Here is a 19,411-nt window from a genome sequence, read left to right on the forward strand (position 1 = left end):
ATAACTACAGAAGAACCCCCTACCCCCGCAGCGATGTGGGGAATCAAGCCTTAAGTCTTCGAGAAGTGTCGCCGTCAGGACGCCTGTGCGGGGCCTACGAGCGCCCCGTGGGCGAACTGGAGCAGGAGATCATTTACAGGCTTCAGGGGCCGGTACAGGCCGCCCTGGAGCCCTTTCTGCTCGTCTCTGCGGACCCGGGTGGGTTCCGTCGGGTGACCTACGCTGATCAGTGGCGCGGGGCTGACGCTGTGGATGTTGCTGGTGGGTCTGCCTCGTTTCCTCATCGATGCCTGGTCGTGGCTGAACTACAAGCCGGTCATGGCCGCCTCGTACGACGGCCGCCCGCACCGGGCCCTGGCACCGCAAGTCCAGTCGACGTGGCTGCCGGACAAAGCGGTGCGCCGCTTGGCCGCGTACAAGGTGCTGGCCGCCTACGACTCGAACCAGGCTGGGGAGCTGGCTGTCGTCGCCGGCAACGAGGAAGCTTCGGAGCGGCGCGAGTTCGGCGACCCGGCGGCGCTGGTGGACACCACGCTGGCCCACCTGCTGGGCAAGACACAGCAGATCGTGGTGCCCGGCGCCGAGCACGCCAAGGACGAGCAGGCCACCCCTGAGGCGGTGGCCGCCGCGCAGGCGCAGGAGCGGCTGCGGCGGTGGGCCGAATCCGAGCTGCTGGCTCTGAGGATGCAGGCGTGTGAGCGCAAGGCCGTGCTGCTGGGCGATGGGGTGTACCTGCTGGCGTGGGATCCGGCCAAGGGCAGGGTCCGGCTGAAGACCTATGATCCGGGCCTGTACTTCCCGGTGCTCGAAGACGACGCCGACCCCGGCGACTACCCTTCCCGTGTCCACCTGGCCTGGGAGATTCCCGAGGATCCGCGCCGCGGCATCAAGGCGAAGGTGCGGCGCATCACCTACGAGCTCGGCCCCGTCGAACCAGCCCACGCCAGGCCCGCCATGGTCGGGCAGCCGGAACCGGAGACGGCCGGTGCGAGCGGGCTGGTGCTGGCCGCGGACGAGTTCTACGACGAGAGCACCGGCATGGTCCACCGCGCCTATCCGTGGGCGCCGGACCGCCCGTCCGCGCAGACCTGCTACCTCACCGACGCCGAGTGGGACCTCGACAGCCTGCGGTACGGGCAGCAGCTCGATAACCTGCCGCTGGACAAGGCCGTCTTCCGTACACGCTCCGACGGCGCGGTTCTTGACCGGCTGGATCTGCGGATCGACTTCCTGCCGCTGGTACACATCACCAACACCGTCGCCGACGGCGAACACTTCGGCCAGTCCGCCCTGGCCAAGGTGATGCAGGTCCTCGATGAGCTGGCAGAGACCGATACCGACTCCGCCCGCGCCTCGGCGACCACCGGCGCTCCGATCATCGGCCTGGCCGGATCGCACGCCGAAGTGGATCGGACCACCGGGCGCCCGAAGCCGCTGGCCGTGGCACCGGGGACGGTGTTCCAGCTCGCCGACGGCGGACGCATGGACGTGCTGGACACCTCCAACCAGCTCGCTGAGCTACGGGCACGCGTTGAGGAAGTCCGGGACCGGGCCGCCGTCAACGCACGCATCCCCGCTGTCAGCTTGGGTACCGTCGATCCGTCCGACGTTCCCAGCGGCTATGCCCTTCAGCTGTCTCTCGGTCCGTTGGACTCCCTCGTCGATGCCATGCGGCTGGCTCGCGCCCACAAGTACGCTTTGCTGCTGAAGATGGTCCAGCGCATTCACCAGGCCGGTCACGCTCACGGCTGGCCGCAAGGCGAGTGTCTGCCCGCGCGGCTGGTGTTCGGCCCGCACACGCCCACCGACCGCACCGCGATCCTGGACGAGGTGGTCAAGGGCGTGGGCGCCGGCGTGCTCTCGCTGGAGACCGGCATCCGGATGCTTCAGGACGCGGGCTACCCCATTGAGGACGCGCGGGAGGAGGTGGAACGCATCTCGGCCAGCCGCTCGGTTGAGTCCGTATCCCGCCCGAGGCGAGCGAGTGCAGAAGCTCCCGAGGAGACTTCCGCGGAACAGCAGGGCGCTGCCTGATCCGTTGCCCTTCAGATCGCCCGCCTGAGACAGGCCGGTACACTTTCGTCCGGATTATTCGTTATGCAGGGGGGCGCGTGAGCGCGGAACAGCGGACCGGAACGCAGGTCGAGATGTCGTACCGGGCAACGGTCGAGGACTTTCGCGAGGCGCTGAGAGCCCGGATGCGGGCCGCACCGGCCGGGCGTCGGGTGCGCTGGCTGATGATCGTCATCGCTGTGCTGCTGCTCACCTTCGCGGTTACGTCCTGGCTGATGAAGGGGTCGGTCGATGTGCCGCTTCTGGTCACGCCGACGGCCGTGCTGCTGGTGATGCTGTTCGTGCCGCGGATGCAGGCCCGTCAGTTCTGCCGACTGACGGACGCTGGGGGTGCGTGCCACACGGTGGTGGACGACAGCGGCATCACCGTCACCAATCAGCAGCAGACCAGCACCCTCACCTGGCAAGCCATGGCCCGGTACAGCGAGACCCAACGCGTGTTCGTGCTGTTCAGCGGCGACAAGAACGCCTCGTGCTTGACGATCTTGCCCAAGCGCGGGGTATCCGATTCCGGTGATGCTGACCGGTTGCGCGCCCTGTTTGACCAGCACCTGACGCGCGCCTGAACCGGGACGACGATGGGTATCGATCCGGAACTGCACTCCGGGCGGCCTGCCCGCGGCAAAACGTCCGAGGCCCCCGGCTCACCCCCGAATTGCCGGTTGGCCGCGAGGGACAGCGGGTCGTCAGTGTGATGGCGGCGGCAATGACCAACGCCTCGACGTAGACGGGATCGCGTTCGTAGTTCCTGGCCAGCCGCCGACGCCGCAAGGGCGTGCTCTTGGCTTCCGTAGACTCGATCTCGGCGCGGGGCCGTCTGGGAGCAGCACTCTTGATCACCCGCCCCCTGCCCGCTTCGTGCACCGTGCTCGGCTACCGCAAGGACGGCCGCCCCATCTACCCGGTCCTGGGCGCCTCCTCCGACGACGGGTCGAACGACGAAGCCGCAGTCAGCATCAGCCAGAAGCAGCTCAACGCCCTCCTGTCGCGGGAGAAGGACCAGGGCGGACGGGCCGCCGTACGAGCCCTGGCCGACAAGCTCGGCTTCGCCAACGCCACCGAACTGGCGGACTACGTCAACGGGCAGCGGCAGGCCGAACAGGAGCAGCTGACCGAAACGCAGCGCCGCGAGCAAGAACTCGTCGCGCGGGAGAAGGCGGTGATCGCCCGCGAGGCCGCGACCCTGGTCCGTGAGCGCGACGCCGCCCGCCGGGCGGTTCTGGCCGGCGTCGGTGCGAGCGGCCAGGACCTGGAGGACGCCGCCGTACTGCTGCGTGTGGACGACGACGCGGACGACGCCACCGTCCGCCAGGCCGTGCAGGACCTGAAGGCGCGCCGGCCTGAGTTGTTCACCGTGCCGCCCACCGGCACCGCGCTGCCTCCGGCCGCGCCGGGAGGCGCCCCGGCCTCGGTACCGCCGCCGCGCCCCGGCACCGCGGCCAGCAAGCCCGGAGCCGCCGGGGCCGAGATGGCACGGCGCCGCGGCCTGCTGCCAGCCGCCTGACTCCTTGAACTGCGGGGACCACGCCCCGCCCCTTCCTCTCGTGGACGACGCCACCGGCCGGTGAGTGTGTGACCGCTTCCAGCACCACCAGGAGCAGCGGCGTTGATTCAGCCGTACACCACCTCCGTGACGGTGACCGGTGACCGGGACTGGCTCGCTTCCCGGCACGGCACCGACGCCACCGAGACCATCACCCTCGACCTGTCCCACCTGACCCGCGGCACCCACTACGCAGAACCCGCCGCCGGTCAGCCGCACGGCTTCGTACGCTCCGGTGTCCCGGTGGGCCAGATCACCGCATCCGGCCTGTACGGCGCCTACGACCCGACGGCCGACGACGGCCGCGCAGTGCTCGCCGGCCTGGTCTACGCCGAGGCGCCGTTCGCCCCCGGCACCGGCAAGGTTCCGGCCGCCCTGTTCTGGCACGGCACCGTCCACACCGACAAGATCCCCGGCGGCCTCGACCCCACCAAGATCGCCCCGTCGCCACACGGCGCACAGATCCGCTTCCTCGGGGCGGTGGACGCATGAGCATCGCCGACCTGCTCAAGAACGTCAGCGTCGCCGACCTGACCGTCTACGCCCGCGCCATCCCCAGCCCGGGCGACTTCCTGCTCACCAGCAGCGTCTTCCCCGAGACGCAGGTGCACGACGTGAAGTGGCGCGTGCGGCAGTCCAAGCGGCGCGTCAACGCCGCGATGTACCGCGCGTACGACGCGAGCGTGCCGTTCGCCAAGCGCCAGGCCCAGACCACGCAGACCGAAGGCACCCTCCCGGCCCTGGGACAGAAGCTCCTGGTCGGCGAGATGGAGCAGCTCCTGCTGGACGCCTCGCGCGGTGCGGACGAAGACCGGCTCGTGGACCTGCTCTACGACGACGTCGAGCGGCACGTCGAAGCGATCCGCTCGCGCCTGGAGCTGGCCGCCGCCGACGTCCTGCTCGATGGCCGCTTCACCCTGACCGGCGAGAACGGGCTGACGGTGGAGGCCGACTACGGGGTGCCGCAGGCCAACATGCCCACCGCCCCCAAGCCGTGGTCGTCACCGGACGCGGACCCGATCGCGGACGAGCTGCGGTGGATCGACTACCTCGACTCGATCGGTGCCCCGGCCCCGGAGATGGTGCTCACCTCCCGCAAGGCGTACGCGCACCTGGCCTCCAACGGCGCCTACCGGGCCGCCTACTATGGCACCCCGGCCGGCGCACAGACCCCGACCGCGACGCTGAACCCGCAGCAGGTCAACTCGGTGCGCGGCACCTACGGTCTGCCGCCGGTGACCTTCTACAAGGCGCAGGTGTGGCAGAACGACGTCTCCACGCGGGTCCTGCCGGAAGACCGGTGGATCATGCTCCCGCCGGAGCGCGCGAAGTGGGGCCAGACCCAGTACGGCACCACCACCGAAGCCCTGGCCCTCTCGCGCGGCGCCAACCCGCAGATCGAGCGGGAGGACGCGCCGGGCATCGTCATCACCCGCGACGTGCAGGACGACCCGGTGCAGATCTGGACCAAGGGCGCCGCCATGGCGATGCCGGTCCTGTACTCGCCGGACTGCCACATCACCGCGACCGTCCTGTGACCGCCCCCGCCCCGAACGTGCTGGCCGCCACGGTCCACCTCCTCGACCCCGCCAGCCGCGAACCGCTGGTGCTGACCGTCGGCACCGAGGTCACCGACCCGGCCGTCACCGAGCAGATCACCAACCCGGCCTGCTGGGCCGGCTCGCCGACAGCACCGGCCAGACCGGTCCGTAAGACCAAGGTCACCCAGGACTGACCACCACGGCGGGGAGCAGCCGCCGCTGCTCCCCGCCCCTCCTTCTCTCTTCAGGAACGCCTCTCGTGCCCGCTGCTGTCCTGTGCTGGCTTCTCGCCCAGCTCGGCCCCGACACCGACACCACCGACCTCACCGCCCGCTACGAACGTCTGCACTCCGCGCGCGCCGTCGTCCTCGAAGTGCTGCACGAACGCCGCGCCGCGCTGCTGGCCGAGCCGCTGAAGGTCACCGTCAACGGCGTCGCCACCATCGACACCTCCGCCAACGTCACCGCCCTCGAACGCACCATCACCCAGCTCGCCGACGAACCCGCCCCCGACGACCCAGCGGCCGCCGACCGGAACCTGCTGAGCACCATCGAGCTGTGCCCGCGCCGCCGCCGGTGACCCCCCGCGCTTCAGGTCGGCCCGGTATCCTCGGCCCTCTGCGCATCCGGTCCGCCTTGATACATCGGGTGCTGTGCGGGTGGGTCGGCCGATGAGCCGGGAGGATGCCGGGCGGGGTCTGCACTTGGTGCCGGTTCGCTTCCGGGATGCCGCTGAATTCGTGCGAATGTGGCACCGCCATCATCAGCCACCCCAAGGGCACATATTTTCAGTCGGTGCCGCTGACGAGGCGGGCATCCTGCGGGCGGTCGCGATCGTCGGCAGGCCGGTCGCCCGCTTCCTGGACAACGGCACCACCCTCGAGGTCACCCGCCTGGCCAGCGACGGCTCCCGCAACGCCGGCTCGATGCTATACGCAGCCGCGTGGAGGGCCGCATCCGCGCTCGGATACAGCCGCTTGATCACCTACACCCAGCTCGGCGAGTCCGGTGCGAGCCTGCGCGGTGCCGGGTGGCGCGTCATTGCCCGCCGCCCGGCCCGCCCCGGTTGGCACTGCCCTTCGCGCCCGCGCACCGACCACGGCACGGTCGGCATCCCTCGTATGTTGTGGGAGGCGCCGTGCTCTACCACTCTCACAGCAGTTTCGGGCAGCGAATGAAGAATCCAACCACGTTGCCGCTTAGCAGGGTTGGCGGCCTGACTGCGTCGTAATCGGCCTGTGGCAAAGTCCTTGTCATGGCGACCGGAGGAACGAACTTCGCACCTTACTTGATCACAGCGTTTGCGACGCTTGCCGGTGTCGCAATTACGGCGGCGTTTGCGGAGTATCGAGAGCGACGCCGTTCCCGCGAGGAGCAACAGCGCGAGCGGGATCAGACCGTTGAAGAGCGGTGGAAGTGGCTTCGCCAGGAGCGCCGCCAGAGCTATGCCGCACTGGTGCATCTTGGGTTTCAGTCCGCTGCTGTCCTTCTTGAGGCGGCGGCACGGCTGCATGACAGGAACGACAGCAAGGGGGCGCTTGAATTGTGGTCCCGCCTTGATGAGCTGCAGGACGCGATCTCTGCACAAGTAGCTGACGTGCAGCTGGTGGGTAGTGAAGCCGTCGTTGAGGCGGCGCACGGGCTACGCCGTTCGTTCCGGCATGCGCCAAGGGAGCTAAAGCAAGCTGTCGCAGCCTTCCGAACTGGCGAGTGCGGCGACCGCGAGCTGGACGGTCGCCTGTCTGGGCGTGTACGCACGGTGTATAGAGCCACGCATGCCCTGGTTGAGACGGCTACCCACGACCTCCGTATATCCCTCGGCGTCAGCGGAGAAGCGGAGGTTTGAACGGCGCGGCGTTAGTAGCTGCTTCTGACCCCGTACGTCGTTCGCGCGGAGCGCACCGCCGCATGCCCCTTCGGGTGAGCTGATCCTCTGCCTCGCCGGACGCGAGGGCGCCCAGCGCGCGTTCCGGTTGGTGTTGTGCCTCACGCGCCGGTACCTCACACGGGTGGACTCGCTTGGGTACCCCTGGTCGGACTCCGCGCAACCTGCCTTACTGCATGAGAGGAGACGGAGATTCCGTTTCCCAATCCGATGGAGGTGAGTGCCGTGCGTGAAACGCTGGCGAACATCGAGCCCGACGACGTCTACGAGCCGCCGCTGATGGCCGAGGCGGGTGATTTCGCCGAAGCCACTCAGGGCACCTCGTACACGGGATGTGCCGAAGGTGCGTACAACAAGTACTACTGGTGCTGACCGGTTGCATCAGGGTCGGCCTCAGCCATCGCGGTCTGAACCGGCGTCCACGCTGGACAGTCCGAGATCGTCCCGTCGCCTTGGCCTTTGGGCTGGGGCGGCGGGGGCGTCTTCGCTGTCTCCGCCTGCCTTGACATTCAAACTCGTGGGCCAATAGAAGCCATGCCCCGACACAATCCCAGCACAAGGAACGGGCCCCAGCTTCCTCCGCCGTTGCACCACGGAGTACGGCCGATCGCCGTCTGTGGGTGAGATCTCGCGGAGTACGAGCATGCCGTCCTAAAGATTTTCAATGGCTGGGGTTACGGCGGTGTGGGGTCCAGTCGGTGGGGCGCGGGGGCGTTGTCGGACCGTGGGTGTCCGTGGGGCGGGGAAGTGTGCGGGGTCCGGGCCGAGCGGCAGGTATGAGGAGCTGAGTATGGCGAGTGGTAGCTCGCGGAGCTGGTTCATCGTGGTTCCGGATCAGGAACTGCCACCCGGTCTGCTGACCCGGTTGAGGCCGCGAGCCGGCAGGGTGGTGCGCTACCCGTCGGGGCGGCCGTGGCTGCTGGGTGACTGGGCTCCGGAGCGGATGGTGGTGGCGTCGGCGGGCGAGCAGTTGCTGGCCGTGGCGGGTACGTCCTCGGTGACCACCACAGATCTGCAGGCTCGGCTGAAGGGCGTGAGCGCGGTCGCGGACGTGGAGGGGGCGCTGCGTGGCGTGCACGGCAGTTTCCATGTGGTCGCGTCCCTGAAGGGGCGTGGCTATGTGCGCGGGAGTGCCTCCGGGGCCTGTCGCGTTCACCGGGCCGTGGTCGATGGTGTGACGGTGTGCGCGGACCGGGCGCGCACTCTGGCCTGGCTCACCGACGCCGGGCCGGACACCGCCCAACTCGCCGCCCGCCTTGCCTCCGCCCTGCCGCACCCGCTGGCGGGCGCGGCGATGTGGAGTGCAGTGGAGACTGTCTCACCGGGTCACGCACTGCACCTGGACCCCGGGGGAAGCTGCCGTACCGTCGCGTGGTGGCAGGCACCGGAGGCCGGACTGCCTCTGGCCGAGGCGGCGCTCGCGCTGCGGAAGGCGCTGTGTGACGCGGTCGCCCTGCGGGTGCGCCCCGGGCAAGTGCTCGCCGCGGACCTGTCCGGCGGCATGGACTCCACCTCCCTGTGCTTCCTGGCCGCCGAGGCCGGCGCATCGCTGGTCACCGCAACCCTGCACTGGGAAGCCCTGGGCAACGAGGACCAGCACTACGCCCGGTATGCGGCGGACCGCCTGCCCGACGTCGAGTCCCTGGGCTTCCCGTCCGCCGAACTTCCCCCCTGCTTTGCGGGCTTGGAGCGCCGTCAGGACCCCCAGGAGGAGCCTTCCCCCTCGCTGCGAGACCGGGAGATCCAGCAGCACATCACCCACGCGTTGCGCGCCCGGGGCGCCCCGCTGCGCCTCACCGGGCACGGAGGCGACCACGCCGTCGTGCCCCCCGCCTCCTACATCCATGCCCTGCTGCGCCGCAATCCCACACTGGCGCTACGGCATGCGGCCGGGTTCAAAGCGCAACGGCGCTGGCCGCTGGGCGCGACCGCCCGCGTGCTGCTGAGGGGCGGCTCCTACCCGGACTGGCTGAACACGGCACGGGGTAGGCTCCGCGAAGCCGCAGTTCCCCTTCCCCAATGCGAGACGTGGGGGCCGCAGCCGACCCTTCCGGAGTGGGCGAGCACACGGGCCGCCGACCAGTTCGCCGCACTGCTGCGCTCCGCCGCCGAGCAGACGGTCCCGCTGGCCACCGACTTCTCCCGCCACGCCTGGATCCACCAGATGCGCGAGGCCGGAAGAATCGCCGGGCTCATCATCGATGACACCACGGCCGACGGACTGCCGGCGGACAGTCCCTTCTGCGACGACACGGTGCTGGACGCCTGCCTGTCTGTACGCTCCCACCAGGCGGGTCACCCCTGGTCCTACAAACCCCTGCTGGCCGCTGCGATGGGGGGCCTGGTGCCCGAACACCTCCTGCTGCGCACCACCAAGGACCACTGCGACATCGAGTGGTACCGCGGCATCAGAGAGCACCGGCGCCAACTCGCCGAATGGGCCGAGACATCGCACCTGGTCGCCGCAGGCGTCGCGGAAGAAGACGGGCTGCGACGCGCTCTGCTCAGCCCCGGCCTGCAGGCCGGCGGCGGTGCCGCGTTGGAAAACACCCTGGGCGTTGAGGCATGGCTGCGCGACGTGGCCGCCCACCCCGTACCCGCCTATCTCACCCACACCCCACGCCATCGGTACCAGGAGCCCTTCATTGACTCAGCTGCGCACTGACGTCGTCTGCTGCCCCACGCAGAACGGCATGGTCCTGCTCGACGAACGCGACGGGCGCTACTGGCAGCTCAACGGCACCGGCGCGGCCGTCGTCCAGGCTCTCCTAGACGGCGCGACCCCAGGCCAGGTCGCCGACCGGCTCGCCGCCGTCCGGCCCGTCGACCCCGAGCGGGCGGCGGCCGATGTCGCGGCCCTGCTGGAGGGCCTCACCCGCGCCGGACTGGTGGTGAGCGCGCCATGAGACAGGTCCTCGACACCGATGGCACCCGCCCGCCGCTCGGGCGCCGGCTCGCCGCGCGCGCCGCCGTGGCCGCGGCCCGGCTGCTCGCGCGGCTGCCGCCCCGCCGTATCCGGGCCATGCTGCGAGTGGCGCGCCGCGGGGCCCCGCCCGCCGACTACGCCCGGGCGCTGCGGGCCCGCCAGGACGTGACCGCCGTCAGCACGCTGTGCTCGGGTCGGTACTGCCTCCAGCGTTCCCTGGCCACGGCGCTGTTGTGCCGTCTCGGCGGTGTCTGGCCCACCTGGTGCACCGGCGTACGCACCTCGCCGTTCACCGCACACGCCTGGGTCGAGGCCGAGGGCCGTCCTGTCGGGGAACCCGAGGACACCACCACCTACCGCACCCTCCTTACCGTCCCCCCGCGCTGACCCTCCCCCGGGCACCGGACCACCATCACCCCGTCGAAGAAGCCCACGTGCCGAAGACCCTGCCCAAACGCCACCCAGAGCACCAGCACCAGGAGAAACCGTTGGAGGGCGCCGCGCACACCGAGGAGCTACGGTTCCACGACCCGACCGGACGGCCTCAGGAGGCGGGACGCTCGATCCGGCTACGGGACATGGCGCGCCGCCTGCCGCAGCTCGTGCGGCGGTCGATTGCCCTGGCCTGGCGGGTGGACCGGGCCGCTGCGGCGGGTCTGCTGGCGTGCCAGACCGTATCGGGAGTGATGCAGGCGGTGGGGCTGCTGGCCATCAGCGGTACCCTCACCGCCCTGCTGGCCCACGGGGACGTCTACAACCAACTGCTGGCGGCCTGGCCCTCGCTGCTCATGCTGGTCGCCGCTGCCGCCGCACGGGCGCTGCTGGGCGTCACCGTGAACTGGCTCTCGGCCCGGCTGGGCCCGCAGATGAGCCGCGAAGCGCAACAAATGCTGCTGAAGACCTCGACCGAGGTGGAGCTGGCGGCCTATGACGCGCCCGGTTTCAACCACAGCCGAGAGGCAGCCGACCGGGGCGCACAGGCCGCCCAGGACCTCGTGAACGAGGGCCAGGACCTCATCGCCTCGGCCGCCTCGTTCACCGCCGGGGCCACAGTACTCGCCGGGGTACATCCCATCCTGCTGCCGCTGCTGGCACTGGCCGGCCTCCCCCAGGCCATCGCCCAGACCAGCGCCGCCAGAGCGCGCTACCTCGCCCAGCTCCGCACGACCGGCGACCAGATGCTGCTCAACGTCCTGCGCTGGCAGGCCTTCGACCGGTCCGCGGCCGACCAGATCCGCGCCGGCACCATGTCCCGCTTCCTGCTGGACCGGTACCGGAACATCACCCGCCGTATCAACACCGCCGACCGGCAGGCCGCCAACGCGGGAGCGCGCATGTCGCTGCTCGGCTCCGCGTGCGGTGGCCTGGCCTCGGCTGTGGTCTGGGGCGCGGTGGTATGGCTGCTGGCCAGTGGCCGCATCACCGTCGGCCACGCCGGAACCGCCGTCTTTGCCCTACAAGCTGTCGGGCAGGCGCTGCGCGGGCTGGTGGCCGGCGGCGCGCGCACCATGCGCACCGGCCTCTACATGGACGACTGGTCGCAGTTCCTGGAACAGGCCGGCGGACACCGCATGCGCCGCGGCACCCAGCGGCCCGGCCCGCCCAAGGAAATCGTGCTCAAGGACCTGGTCTACCGCTACGAGGAAGCCGGGTCAGACGCCGTGCTCGGGGTGAACCTGACCCTGCGCCGCGGCGAAGTCGTCGCGCTGGTGGGCTACAACGGCTCCGGCAAATCCACCCTCGGCAAGCTGGTCAGCGGCCTGTACCTGCCCACCACCGGCAGTGTCGCCTGGGATGGCACGGCCACCGACGACATCGACCCAGACTCTCTGTGGTCCCATGTCGCCCTGGTCCCCCAGGACTACGCGCGCTGGCCGCTGTCCGCACGGGAGAACATTACCCTCGGTCAGCCCGCCGGATCAGGAGACGAGGCGGTCCACACCGCCTGCGCCGCCTCCGGCGCCGACGTCGTCCTCACCGAACTGCGATCCGGGCTGGACACCGTGCTCGCCCGGGACTGGCTGGGCGGCCAGGAACTATCCGGCGGACAATGGCAGCGCATCGCCCTCACCCGCGCATTCCACCGCGAAGCCGGACTGCTGATCCTGGACGAGCCAACCGCCAACCTGGACCCCCTGGGCGAGCACAGGATCTTCCAGAGCCTGCGCCGACTCGCCAAGACCCGCGCCGTGCTGCTGATCACGCACCGGCTCACCAACGTCGCGGTCGCAGACCGCATCGTCGTGCTCGACAAGGGCCGCATCGTCCAACAGGGCACTTTCACCGAGCTGACCGAACAACCAGGACACTTCCAGAAACTGTGGAGCTACCAGCACACCCGCGAGACCACCCACCCCAGCACGGCACCGACCAGCGAACTGCACAGCCAGAACGCAGAACGCACATGAACGAGCGGCTACCAGGATGGCCATAGCTTGTCAGGCGGGCAGTGGCAGAAGCTCGGGATCGCTCGCGCCCACTTCCGAGCCGGGCAGATCCTCGTGGTGGACGAGCCGACCGCCGCGCTCGACGCCAAAGCCGAGCAGCAGGCGTTCACCAGAATCCGGGCCCTGGCCGCCGGCGGGCAGACCGTCGTGCTCATCACCCACCGCCTGCACTCCGTACGCTCCGCCGACCTCATCTACCTCATGGAAGACGGCCGGGTAGCCGAGTCCGGCACGTTCGCTGAGCTGATGGACCCGGCTACGGTCCCGGACGGCAGGTTTCGGGACATGTACGAGATTCAGCGTGCCCAGTTCGCCTCAGACGATGATGAGCGCGCCGTGCCGCTCCAGAAGGGCCCAACGGTCACATGAGAAAATGGCCAATGCCCCTGGGCGCCCGGCTTCCAATACGCCGGAAAGTTCCTACCTCGCACGCCGTCCCAGTGTCGGAAGGCCGCCCGATACGGCGCGCACACTCCGTGAGGGAAAACGCTCCTCGTACCCATCTGACGACCGAGGCGTCGCGCAGGTCTCGCTGAGCCTACGGCGTCGCTTCAGGCTGGTCCGGGTCAGCGCGCGCTCGTATGCCGCCTCCCACCGCCGGTGCCAGCCCGGGTCCGCTGGGACTCGAACCGACACGAGGCGTCCCTGCTCTGCGTGGAAGGCCACTCGCCCTTCGGACACATAAAGCTGGATGGCCTGCCCTGCCTGAAGGACACGCGGGATCCTCCGTAGCTGCACGAAGTCCCTCGGGAAGACGAGTCTCTTCCGACTACCGCTTCCGCGCTCAAACGAGACGGTCGGGTTGGCGCCTGACCAGGTTAACCAGCACGGCACCATGGGCGGCCTCTCAGCCCTTTGGCTCATATTTCGACCCATGCGGGCAGTCTGCCCCGTCTGTACGTCACGGGCCAGGGCCAAGTTGATCACACGGCCACGTTGAACAGCTCCGCCCCGGAGTCGGGGCGGAGCTGGGTCCGAGAGCAGCCAGCAGCTCGGATGGATGGATACCGCTCACGCTACGGCAGCCAAGGAGGCGCCGATGCGCCGGACAGACTCGGGCTGATGGGCGTCCGCGTCGCGGACAGCATCGCCGCCTGCCCCACCGGCCATGCCCACAAGGCGCTTCGGACGCACAGCGTCTAGCTGAACTTCAGCTTCAGTCGGCAAGGCGGCCTCACCCAGTTCAGCCGTGCCGACGACAGCACAGTGTCCGCCGTCTTCACAGGCCGGGCCCCGGCCCGCCCCAAGGAAGACGTCATCAGGAGCACGGTGGTCGCCCTGCGCCGCTGACCGGGCCACGCGATCGGACTGCCCGTCAGCACCCGTCCCGGCCTCCGCACGCCGGTGCATACGCCCCGGCGTGCAGGTGGCCTTTCGCCTCCGGCACCGTTGGCGGGTGCGGGGTGGGCGGGTGTCCGTGGCGGGGTGGGGCACCCGTACGGCAGGACCACGACACCGGGAGCCGGTCATGCAGATGCTTTCCCCTCTTCAGCGCGTCCTGCGGGCCGAGTACCTGCTGCCGCCCGCTGCGCGCTCCGCGTCCTGGGCCCGGCGCCTGACCGGCTTATACCTGGACCGACCCGGGTCAGCTTGTTACCTGGTCGATACGGACGCCGCTCAGCTGGTGGTCACCGAGCTGGTCTCCAACGCCACCCGCCATGCCCGCAGCGACTGCCGTCTGCGCCTGTGCGGCGGGGGCGGGTTCCTGAGCATCGAAGTCCACGACGACGACCCGGCACACCCCCGGGCCCGTCCGGCCACCGCGGACGACGAGGGCGGCCGCGGCCTGTTTCTCGTCGACGCCCTGTCGACGGACCTGGCCGTCCTCGACGACCCCGGCGGCGGCAAGACCGTCCGCGCCACACTCGCCGCAGCCTAGCCCGCAGCTTCGCGCGTGCACCCTCGCGCTGGCGGAAGCGCCGCCGAGGCTCGCCTGGGAAGGCAGGGGCGCGAGAACGGGCGGGGGGACCCGGCCTCGCGCCCGGTCACCGCCGGTCTTCGGCGGCCACCTTCGGCTCCTCCGCAGGGAGCTTCCAGGGCAGCTTGCCACGGCCTGTCAGCCAGGTCCGGCCCCATCCCGGCCAACCCGCCCGACGCCTGCGTCCCGGCGGTGCCCCGACCTGCCCGGCACGGGCACCGCCAAAGGCCGAGGCCGACACCGGCCGCCTCCAGGAGATACCCGGCGAGCACCGGTTCGGGCCGGAGCACGGGCCGACGGCGCGCGCGGCGCATGACTTCTCCCGGTGTTCGCCGAGACAAGGACAACCAGCACATGAAGCCCGGCTTTGATGCGGTGCGCCTGGTGCACGCCGCCGCCCGCCCGCACGACCTCGCCCAGCTGCCCCGGCGGCTGTGCACGGCGCTGCGCCAAGGTCTGCCGGTGGACGAGGTGGCCCTGTGCCTGTTCACCAGCCGGGAGTGCCGCCAGCTGCTGGGCGCCTGCGGCCCGGCGGCGCTGCGTCTGGAAGAGGTCCAGTTCGAGACCGGCGAAGGCCCCGGCACCGAGGCGGCGGCCACCGGCCGGCCGGTCCTCTACCCGGACCTGCGCACCCGGCCGATGCCCTACCCGTTCTTCGCGCCGCGCCTGCACGAGGAAGCCGCACACATCGCCGCCGTCTACGCCTTCCCCCTCACCCTCGGCACCCACATCCTCGGCACCGCACAGTGCCTGCGCTACCGGCCGCACCGCCTGGACGCGACGGTTCTGGCCCACACCACCGCAGCCCTGGAAGTGACCGCGGGCGCCATCGCCGACTTCTGCCTGCCCCGCCTCACCGCCGGCGAGGCCCTGCCGTGGGAGCCCGCCGAAACCCTGGACGCACACTGGGAAACCACCTACCGGGCCAGCGGCCTGCTGGCCGACCTGCTCGACACCTCCGTCACCGACGCCTTCGCCCGCCTGCGCGCCACCGCCTTCACCACCGCACGCCCCCTTCCCGCCCTCGCGCAGGAAATCCTCAGCAGCCGGGACACACCCCGGCGGGAATGAACCCGGGCAGTGGCTATGCAGGTGACCAGCGGAGGTGTCCGTCGCTGGGTGTGGGGAGCGTCCTCGTGTTGCGAGGGGTGGTACGGCCGAGACTTGACGGCAGTTGGGTCCTTGCGGTGGGACGCTGGGTGTGCTGCTCCCGTTGAGGGTCTGGATGCGCATATCGGTGCACAAGGTCAAGCTGTATGTGGCGATCCGGCATGGCCGCCGTGCCCGGCTGGGCAGCCGGACTCGTGTGGCTCGGGCCCATGTTGGGGCTCAGGTTTCACGGGGGGGTGGGGGTCTTGTCGGTGTCTGGGGGTGGGGGCAGGGTGGTGGTGCTGTTGACGATGTCGCGGGCGAGGTCGACCAGGCGCAGGTGGTGGTGGCGGGCGTGGGCGCGCAGGCGGTGGAAGGCGGTGTCGGGGTCGGTTTCGTGGCGGGCGGTCAGAAAGCCTTTGGCCTGTTCGATGATGGTGCGGGTGGCCATGGCCGCTTCGAGCTGGGCGCGGACGGTGCGGTGCTGGTCGAGGGTGCTCTGCTGGAGCAGGGAGATGGCGGTGGCGTCCGCCAGGGCCCGGGCCAGGTGCCGGTCGGCTGCCGGCAGCGAGCCGGGGATGCGGCGGAAGAGGTTGAGCACGCCGATGGTGTCGCCGCGCAGCCGGATCGGGGTGGCGTGCACGGAGGTGTAACCAGTCCTGTGGGCGCGGGTGCTGAAGCGCGGCCAGCGCGGTGAGGGTGTGGCGTTGAGGGTGTGGTCGACGGGGACGGCCTGGTCGAAGGCGGTGCAGCAGGGGCCTTCGCTGGCGTCGAGTTCGAAGAGTTCGACCAGGCGTACGCGTTCGGAGGAGGCGGCGACCAGGCGCAGCGGCCCGCCGGGCACGGCGAGCATCACGCCGGCGTCGCCGATGTCGAGCAGGTCCATGCAGTGTTCGGCGACGCGGTAGAGGAATTCGGCCGGGTCGAAGTCGTCGACCAGGGTGTCGGCCAGGTCGATCAGCGCGGCGGTGATCCGCGCCTCGCGCGGCAGCCCAGGCGGCCCGTTCGACGAGGGCGGATCCGGCAGGGGGAAGGACGAACTGGGCATGGCAGCCTCCGGTCGGGACAGTGCCAGCAACCGGGGCCGGAAGCACACTACGGGGTCCGGGTGGAATACCAGCCGAACCACGGACTGGCCTACCGCCACGGTACTCCCCTGCAACAGCGTGAACCAGCCACACGACGCCTTCCGCCATGCCAACGGGCTCCCGTGTCCAGTCGGTCCCGGCGCTCGGAGGGATGCACCAGCTCTGCCCTCACCCTCCGGAGCAGACCGGACATGCACACTGCCGTTCCCGCACACACGAGCGACTTCACATCTCACCGGCATTTCCGCGCATCCCGAGCCGACGACCGACCGAAATCAGCGACGAACGCCTCCCGCACCCATCACATAGCCACCGGCAGCGAGCCGAGGGCCGCGCCCAACGCTTGCCGGACGAACTGCTCAAGCAGCGCGCGGTGCCTACCCGGTCGACAGTTGCGTCAGGCAGCCCGGCCCGATGAGAGCGGGGACGCCCCAGTGCCGCGACGGGACGGACGGAACCGCGTGTTCGCTCCGAAGGTGCGGTCCCGTCCGGTCACACCGTGGTTCCCTGTCGGCCACCCGGTGCGCGCTGAGGGCGGCCACGGATGTTTCCGGGACTCACCCGAAGCACCAGCGCCTTGGTCCCGTGTCCCCGGCGCTGAGCAGCAGGCATACTCGGAGCTCATCGTTACGGTCGGCAAGTCAACCGCTCGCGGTCGCGGCCCGTGGCGGTAGTACCGGAGCTGTGCGGCCAGCTCCTGCCGGACCACCGGTCACGCTGCCTGCGGCCCCGGCCGAAGGCACCTCCCTCCCGGCCGGGGCGGAGGCTGTTCTCACAGTGGTCTCTTTTGCTCGGTCATGCGGGCTTTGGCCGTTCTCCCTGTCGGTCACCGGCCGCCCGTGGCCGCGGTGGGCGCCCTGCCGGGGCTCTGGTCCAGGCGGAGAGCAGGTGGCCGTTGGTGTAGGCGACCGGTCCTGCGGGTGCGGCAGCGGGCCGGACGGTTATGGCCTGGGCCGGACGGTTGGCGCAGGCGTCCTGGGTGGTGGCGTAGCGGGGAAAGCGCCGGGTCAGTCCGGTCAGGCGCAGGAGCCGGCCGATGGCGGGCTGGTGGTAGACCAGGCGTAGCCAGCCGCCGGCGGCCTCGCTGCGGCAGTGGGCGGTTTCGAGTTCGGTCAGGGCGCTGGTGTCCATGAAGGTCACGGCGGTGAGGTCGGCGATGAGGCGGGCTTCGGGTGCCGCATCGTTTCCGCGCAAGAGGTCGCGCAGCGCCGGTGCCGTCGACAGGTCGAGTTCGCCGGTCGGCCGTACCGTGCGGCAGTTCCCCTGCGGCATGGGGGTGCGGGTGCTCAAGTGGGCCAGCTCCTTGCGGGAAGAGGGGCGCCCGCGACACGTGTTCTGCCGTCGGTGAGGCGCCACCTTACGGACCGCACTGATACCGCCGGAGCAAAAAGTTTCTTGTTCAAAGGAATGCGCGCTTCCGGCCCAGTTCGATCACTATCTGGCCGCAACTGCCGTGCTCTTGTGACTTTTCGGCCGCCCCTTTCGAACTGGGGGTGGTGGCGGGTACAGGGCTTCGGCTGCGCTGCGGGCGCCGGTCTTCCTCACCCGACGGCTACCGGTGGCGGAAGGCAGGCGTAGGGGTCTTGGTGGTGGCGGGGCGGAGTGGTGCCGGGGTGGCCGGGTATGTCAGTGGCACGGTCGGCGCGTTGTGCCGTTGGGGCTGCGCGCTCCTGGGCCCGGGGCGTCCCACTTCGCGGATACGAGGCTTCCATGACGGCCACCGGGCCTGCCCAGTACCACCTGCTGTCTCTTCCTGACGGATCGTGCGAGACGGTCAGCTGTCTGGCTTCGGTCATCCGGTGCCGCGCGACGGTGCCCACCGTGATCGTCGATGTGACGGCGGTACAGCGGCTGAGCATCGACGCCCTGGCCGTGCTGGTCCGCAAGGCCATGCGCCTGCACGCGGCCGACGGCCAGCTCCTGCTCGCCGGGCCCTGCCTCGCCGTACGCAAGGTCATCGAACGGACGGGTACCGGTCCGCTGCTGCCCGTCTTCACCGACAGCACTGCCGCGCTCCGCGCGCTGGCCGAAGACGGCCGCGCCTGGCACCACGTGGAACTGCCGGCCGGACGCAGCGCCCTCTTCGCCGAACCACCGCCACCGGAGCTGTGACACCACCGACCGTGACCATCGGGTGAAGGAACCGCAACGGTACGTGACCGGCCGTCGTGGCACTTCGTTGCTCCGTCCAGAAGACCGCCCGGGCCACGAAGGGACAGCCGGTGGAACACGGCGCACCGTTGGGGGCGAGACGTCCACCGCGCCCTCGCCCGTGCCGGCCAACCGCCGCGCCCGAGTCGGAGTACCCGACTGGCGGCCCCCGGTTCGGGGGCCGCCAGGTGCGACTGGTCACGCAGTGCTGAAGGGGCGGACGTCAGGTGCGCGAGGTGCGGCTGCGGCGCACCAGTGCCACACCGCCGAGCAGCAGCGCACCGCTCGTGGCAGCCGCAGTGCCGAGGTGATCGCTGCCGGTGCGTGCCAGCGCCGGGCCCTGCGCGGCCTGGACGGCCCCGGACACCCGGCCCTTGCCGCCGGCCGGAGATGCGGCCGACGGGTTTCGGGAGTCCACGTCTCCGGCGACATCGGCCGGCGGCCGATGCCCCGCCCCCGGAGATCCGGGGACCTCATGTCCCGGCGGCCGATGGCCGGGAGACTGCTGACCAGGCGGCTGGTGACTACTCGGAGGCTTATGTCCCGGCGGCTTTTCGCCAGGAGGCTGGTGGCCGGGCGGCTTGTGCCCAGGGGGCTTATGACCCGGCGGCTTGTGGCCCGGCGGCTTCTCGCCGGGAGGCTGGTGGTTGCCCGGCGGCTTGTGCCCAGGGGGCTTATGACCCGGCGGCTTGTGGCCCGGCGGCTTCTCGCCGGGAGGCTGGTGGTTGCCCGGCGGCTTGTGCCCAGGGG

22 protein-coding genes are annotated in these 19,411 nt (G+C 70.4%); 19 read left to right on the forward strand and 3 right to left on the reverse strand.

The window, feature by feature from the left end; all coding sequences use genetic code 11:
• The first annotated feature begins 261 nt into the window (after positions 1-261).
• From ACH4K4_RS36460 to ACH4K4_RS36540, 17 genes are all read left to right on the forward strand, one after another.
• A complete protein-coding gene (locus ACH4K4_RS36460; protein WP_398173853.1) occupies positions 262-2,034 on the forward strand; it encodes a hypothetical protein in 1,773 nt (590 codons plus the stop codon).
• 77 nt (positions 2,035-2,111) lie between these two features.
• On the forward strand, positions 2,112-2,639 hold the full coding sequence (locus ACH4K4_RS36465; RefSeq protein WP_398173856.1) for a YcxB family protein: 528 nt from the start codon (positions 2,112-2,114) through the stop codon (positions 2,637-2,639).
• A gap of 266 nt (positions 2,640-2,905) precedes the next feature.
• Positions 2,906-3,577 (forward strand): hypothetical protein, encoded by a 672-nt coding sequence (locus ACH4K4_RS36470; RefSeq protein ID WP_398173859.1) that lies wholly within the window; start codon positions 2,906-2,908, stop codon positions 3,575-3,577.
• Between the two features lie 102 nt (positions 3,578-3,679).
• A complete protein-coding gene (locus ACH4K4_RS36475; RefSeq protein WP_398173862.1) occupies positions 3,680-4,108 on the forward strand; it encodes a head decoration protein in 429 nt (142 codons plus the stop codon).
• Complete coding sequence (locus ACH4K4_RS36480) at positions 4,105-5,154, forward strand: major capsid protein (RefSeq protein WP_398173864.1); 1,050 nt, start codon at positions 4,105-4,107, stop codon at positions 5,152-5,154. Before ACH4K4_RS36475 ends, ACH4K4_RS36480 begins: the two co-directional genes overlap by 4 nt.
• A complete protein-coding gene (locus ACH4K4_RS36485) occupies positions 5,151-5,351 on the forward strand; it encodes a hypothetical protein (RefSeq protein ID WP_398173867.1) in 201 nt (66 codons plus the stop codon). The genes ACH4K4_RS36480 and ACH4K4_RS36485 overlap by 4 nt, the downstream gene beginning before the upstream one ends.
• 65 nt (positions 5,352-5,416) lie before the next feature.
• Positions 5,417-5,737: a hypothetical protein gene (locus ACH4K4_RS36490; protein ID WP_398173870.1), complete on the forward strand. Its 321-nt coding sequence runs from the start codon at positions 5,417-5,419 to the stop codon at positions 5,735-5,737.
• A gap of 91 nt (positions 5,738-5,828) precedes the next feature.
• Positions 5,829-6,335 (forward strand): XF1762 family protein, encoded by a 507-nt coding sequence (locus tag ACH4K4_RS36495; RefSeq protein WP_398173873.1) that lies wholly within the window; start codon positions 5,829-5,831, stop codon positions 6,333-6,335.
• Between the two features lie 77 nt (positions 6,336-6,412).
• Positions 6,413-7,003 (forward strand): hypothetical protein, encoded by a 591-nt coding sequence (locus tag ACH4K4_RS36500; protein ID WP_398173876.1) that lies wholly within the window; start codon positions 6,413-6,415, stop codon positions 7,001-7,003.
• A gap of 264 nt (positions 7,004-7,267) precedes the next feature.
• A complete protein-coding gene (locus tag ACH4K4_RS36505; protein WP_398173879.1) occupies positions 7,268-7,414 on the forward strand; it encodes a lasso RiPP family leader peptide-containing protein in 147 nt (48 codons plus the stop codon).
• 418 nt (positions 7,415-7,832) lie between these two features.
• Positions 7,833-9,707: an asparagine synthase-related protein gene (locus tag ACH4K4_RS36510; RefSeq protein ID WP_398173882.1), complete on the forward strand. Its 1,875-nt coding sequence runs from the start codon at positions 7,833-7,835 to the stop codon at positions 9,705-9,707.
• Positions 9,688-9,948 carry a lasso peptide biosynthesis PqqD family chaperone gene (locus tag ACH4K4_RS36515; RefSeq protein ID WP_398173885.1) on the forward strand — a complete coding sequence of 87 codons (261 nt, stop codon included), beginning with the start codon at positions 9,688-9,690 and terminating at the stop codon, positions 9,946-9,948. The genes ACH4K4_RS36510 and ACH4K4_RS36515 overlap by 20 nt, the downstream gene beginning before the upstream one ends.
• The gene (locus ACH4K4_RS36520; protein ID WP_398173889.1) at positions 9,945-10,355 is read left to right on the forward strand and encodes a lasso peptide biosynthesis B2 protein; all 411 of its coding nucleotides are present in this window, start codon (positions 9,945-9,947) and stop codon (positions 10,353-10,355) included. Before ACH4K4_RS36515 ends, ACH4K4_RS36520 begins: the two co-directional genes overlap by 4 nt.
• A 101-nt stretch (positions 10,356-10,456) precedes the next feature.
• Complete coding sequence (locus tag ACH4K4_RS36525) at positions 10,457-12,376, forward strand: ABC transporter ATP-binding protein (RefSeq protein WP_398173984.1); 1,920 nt, start codon at positions 10,457-10,459, stop codon at positions 12,374-12,376.
• A 27-nt stretch (positions 12,377-12,403) separates the two neighbouring features.
• Complete coding sequence (locus tag ACH4K4_RS36530) at positions 12,404-12,784, forward strand: ATP-binding cassette domain-containing protein (protein ID WP_398173892.1); 381 nt, start codon at positions 12,404-12,406, stop codon at positions 12,782-12,784.
• 1,099 nt (positions 12,785-13,883) lie between these two features.
• Positions 13,884-14,294, forward strand: coding sequence for an ATP-binding protein (locus ACH4K4_RS36535; RefSeq protein ID WP_398173895.1), 411 nt, complete (start codon positions 13,884-13,886; stop codon positions 14,292-14,294).
• 393 nt (positions 14,295-14,687) lie between these two features.
• Positions 14,688-15,404 (forward strand): GAF domain-containing protein, encoded by a 717-nt coding sequence (locus ACH4K4_RS36540; RefSeq protein WP_398173898.1) that lies wholly within the window; start codon positions 14,688-14,690, stop codon positions 15,402-15,404.
• A gap of 265 nt (positions 15,405-15,669) precedes the next feature.
• Here ACH4K4_RS36540 and ACH4K4_RS36545 read toward each other — a convergent pair whose 3' ends face one another.
• On the reverse strand, positions 15,670-16,470 hold the full coding sequence (locus tag ACH4K4_RS36545; protein ID WP_398173901.1) for a GAF and ANTAR domain-containing protein: 801 nt from the start codon (positions 16,468-16,470) through the stop codon (positions 15,670-15,672).
• 835 nt (positions 16,471-17,305) lie between these two features.
• Positions 17,306-17,800: an STAS domain-containing protein gene (locus ACH4K4_RS36550; protein ID WP_398173904.1), complete on the reverse strand. Its 495-nt coding sequence runs from the start codon at positions 17,798-17,800 to the stop codon at positions 17,306-17,308.
• Between the two features lie 420 nt (positions 17,801-18,220).
• Between ACH4K4_RS36550 and ACH4K4_RS36555 the strand changes: the two genes are divergently transcribed.
• Positions 18,221-18,622 (forward strand): STAS domain-containing protein, encoded by a 402-nt coding sequence (locus ACH4K4_RS36555; RefSeq protein ID WP_398173907.1) that lies wholly within the window; start codon positions 18,221-18,223, stop codon positions 18,620-18,622.
• Between the two features lie 262 nt (positions 18,623-18,884).
• Here ACH4K4_RS36555 and ACH4K4_RS36560 read toward each other — a convergent pair whose 3' ends face one another.
• Positions 18,885-19,079, reverse strand: a complete 195-nt coding sequence (locus ACH4K4_RS36560; RefSeq protein ID WP_398173910.1) for a hypothetical protein — start codon at positions 19,077-19,079, stop codon at positions 18,885-18,887.
• 72 nt (positions 19,080-19,151) lie between these two features.
• Here ACH4K4_RS36560 and ACH4K4_RS36565 point away from each other — a divergent pair.
• A partial coding sequence (locus tag ACH4K4_RS36565) for a hypothetical protein (protein ID WP_398173912.1) occupies positions 19,152-19,411 on the forward strand: 260 nt, incomplete at its 3' end.

The organism is Streptomyces sp. NPDC017529 (assembly GCF_044329785.1).
Lineage (GTDB): Bacteria > Actinomycetota > Actinomycetes > Streptomycetales > Streptomycetaceae > Streptomyces.

What these genes read in the sequence shown, in the direction of transcription:
- ACH4K4_RS36480 (WP_398173864.1), top strand. Translation starts at nt 4,105, where the DNA reads ATGAGCATCGCCGACCTGCTCAAGAACGTCAGCGTCGCCGACCTGACC.
- ACH4K4_RS36495 (WP_398173873.1), top strand. Translation starts at nt 5,829, where the DNA reads ATGAGCCGGGAGGATGCCGGGCGGGGTCTGCACTTGGTGCCGGTTCGC.
- ACH4K4_RS36500 (WP_398173876.1), top strand. Translation starts at nt 6,413, where the DNA reads ATGGCGACCGGAGGAACGAACTTCGCACCTTACTTGATCACAGCGTTT.
- ACH4K4_RS36510 (WP_398173882.1), top strand. Translation starts at nt 7,833, where the DNA reads ATGGCGAGTGGTAGCTCGCGGAGCTGGTTCATCGTGGTTCCGGATCAG.
- ACH4K4_RS36520 (WP_398173889.1), top strand. Translation starts at nt 9,945, where the DNA reads ATGAGACAGGTCCTCGACACCGATGGCACCCGCCCGCCGCTCGGGCGC.
- ACH4K4_RS36535 (WP_398173895.1), top strand. Translation starts at nt 13,884, where the DNA reads ATGCAGATGCTTTCCCCTCTTCAGCGCGTCCTGCGGGCCGAGTACCTG.
- ACH4K4_RS36540 (WP_398173898.1), top strand. Translation starts at nt 14,688, where the DNA reads ATGAAGCCCGGCTTTGATGCGGTGCGCCTGGTGCACGCCGCCGCCCGC.
- ACH4K4_RS36545 (WP_398173901.1), bottom strand. Translation starts at nt 16,470, where the DNA reads ATGCCCAGTTCGTCCTTCCCCCTGCCGGATCCGCCCTCGTCGAACGGG.
- ACH4K4_RS36555 (WP_398173907.1), top strand. Translation starts at nt 18,221, where the DNA reads ATGACGGCCACCGGGCCTGCCCAGTACCACCTGCTGTCTCTTCCTGAC.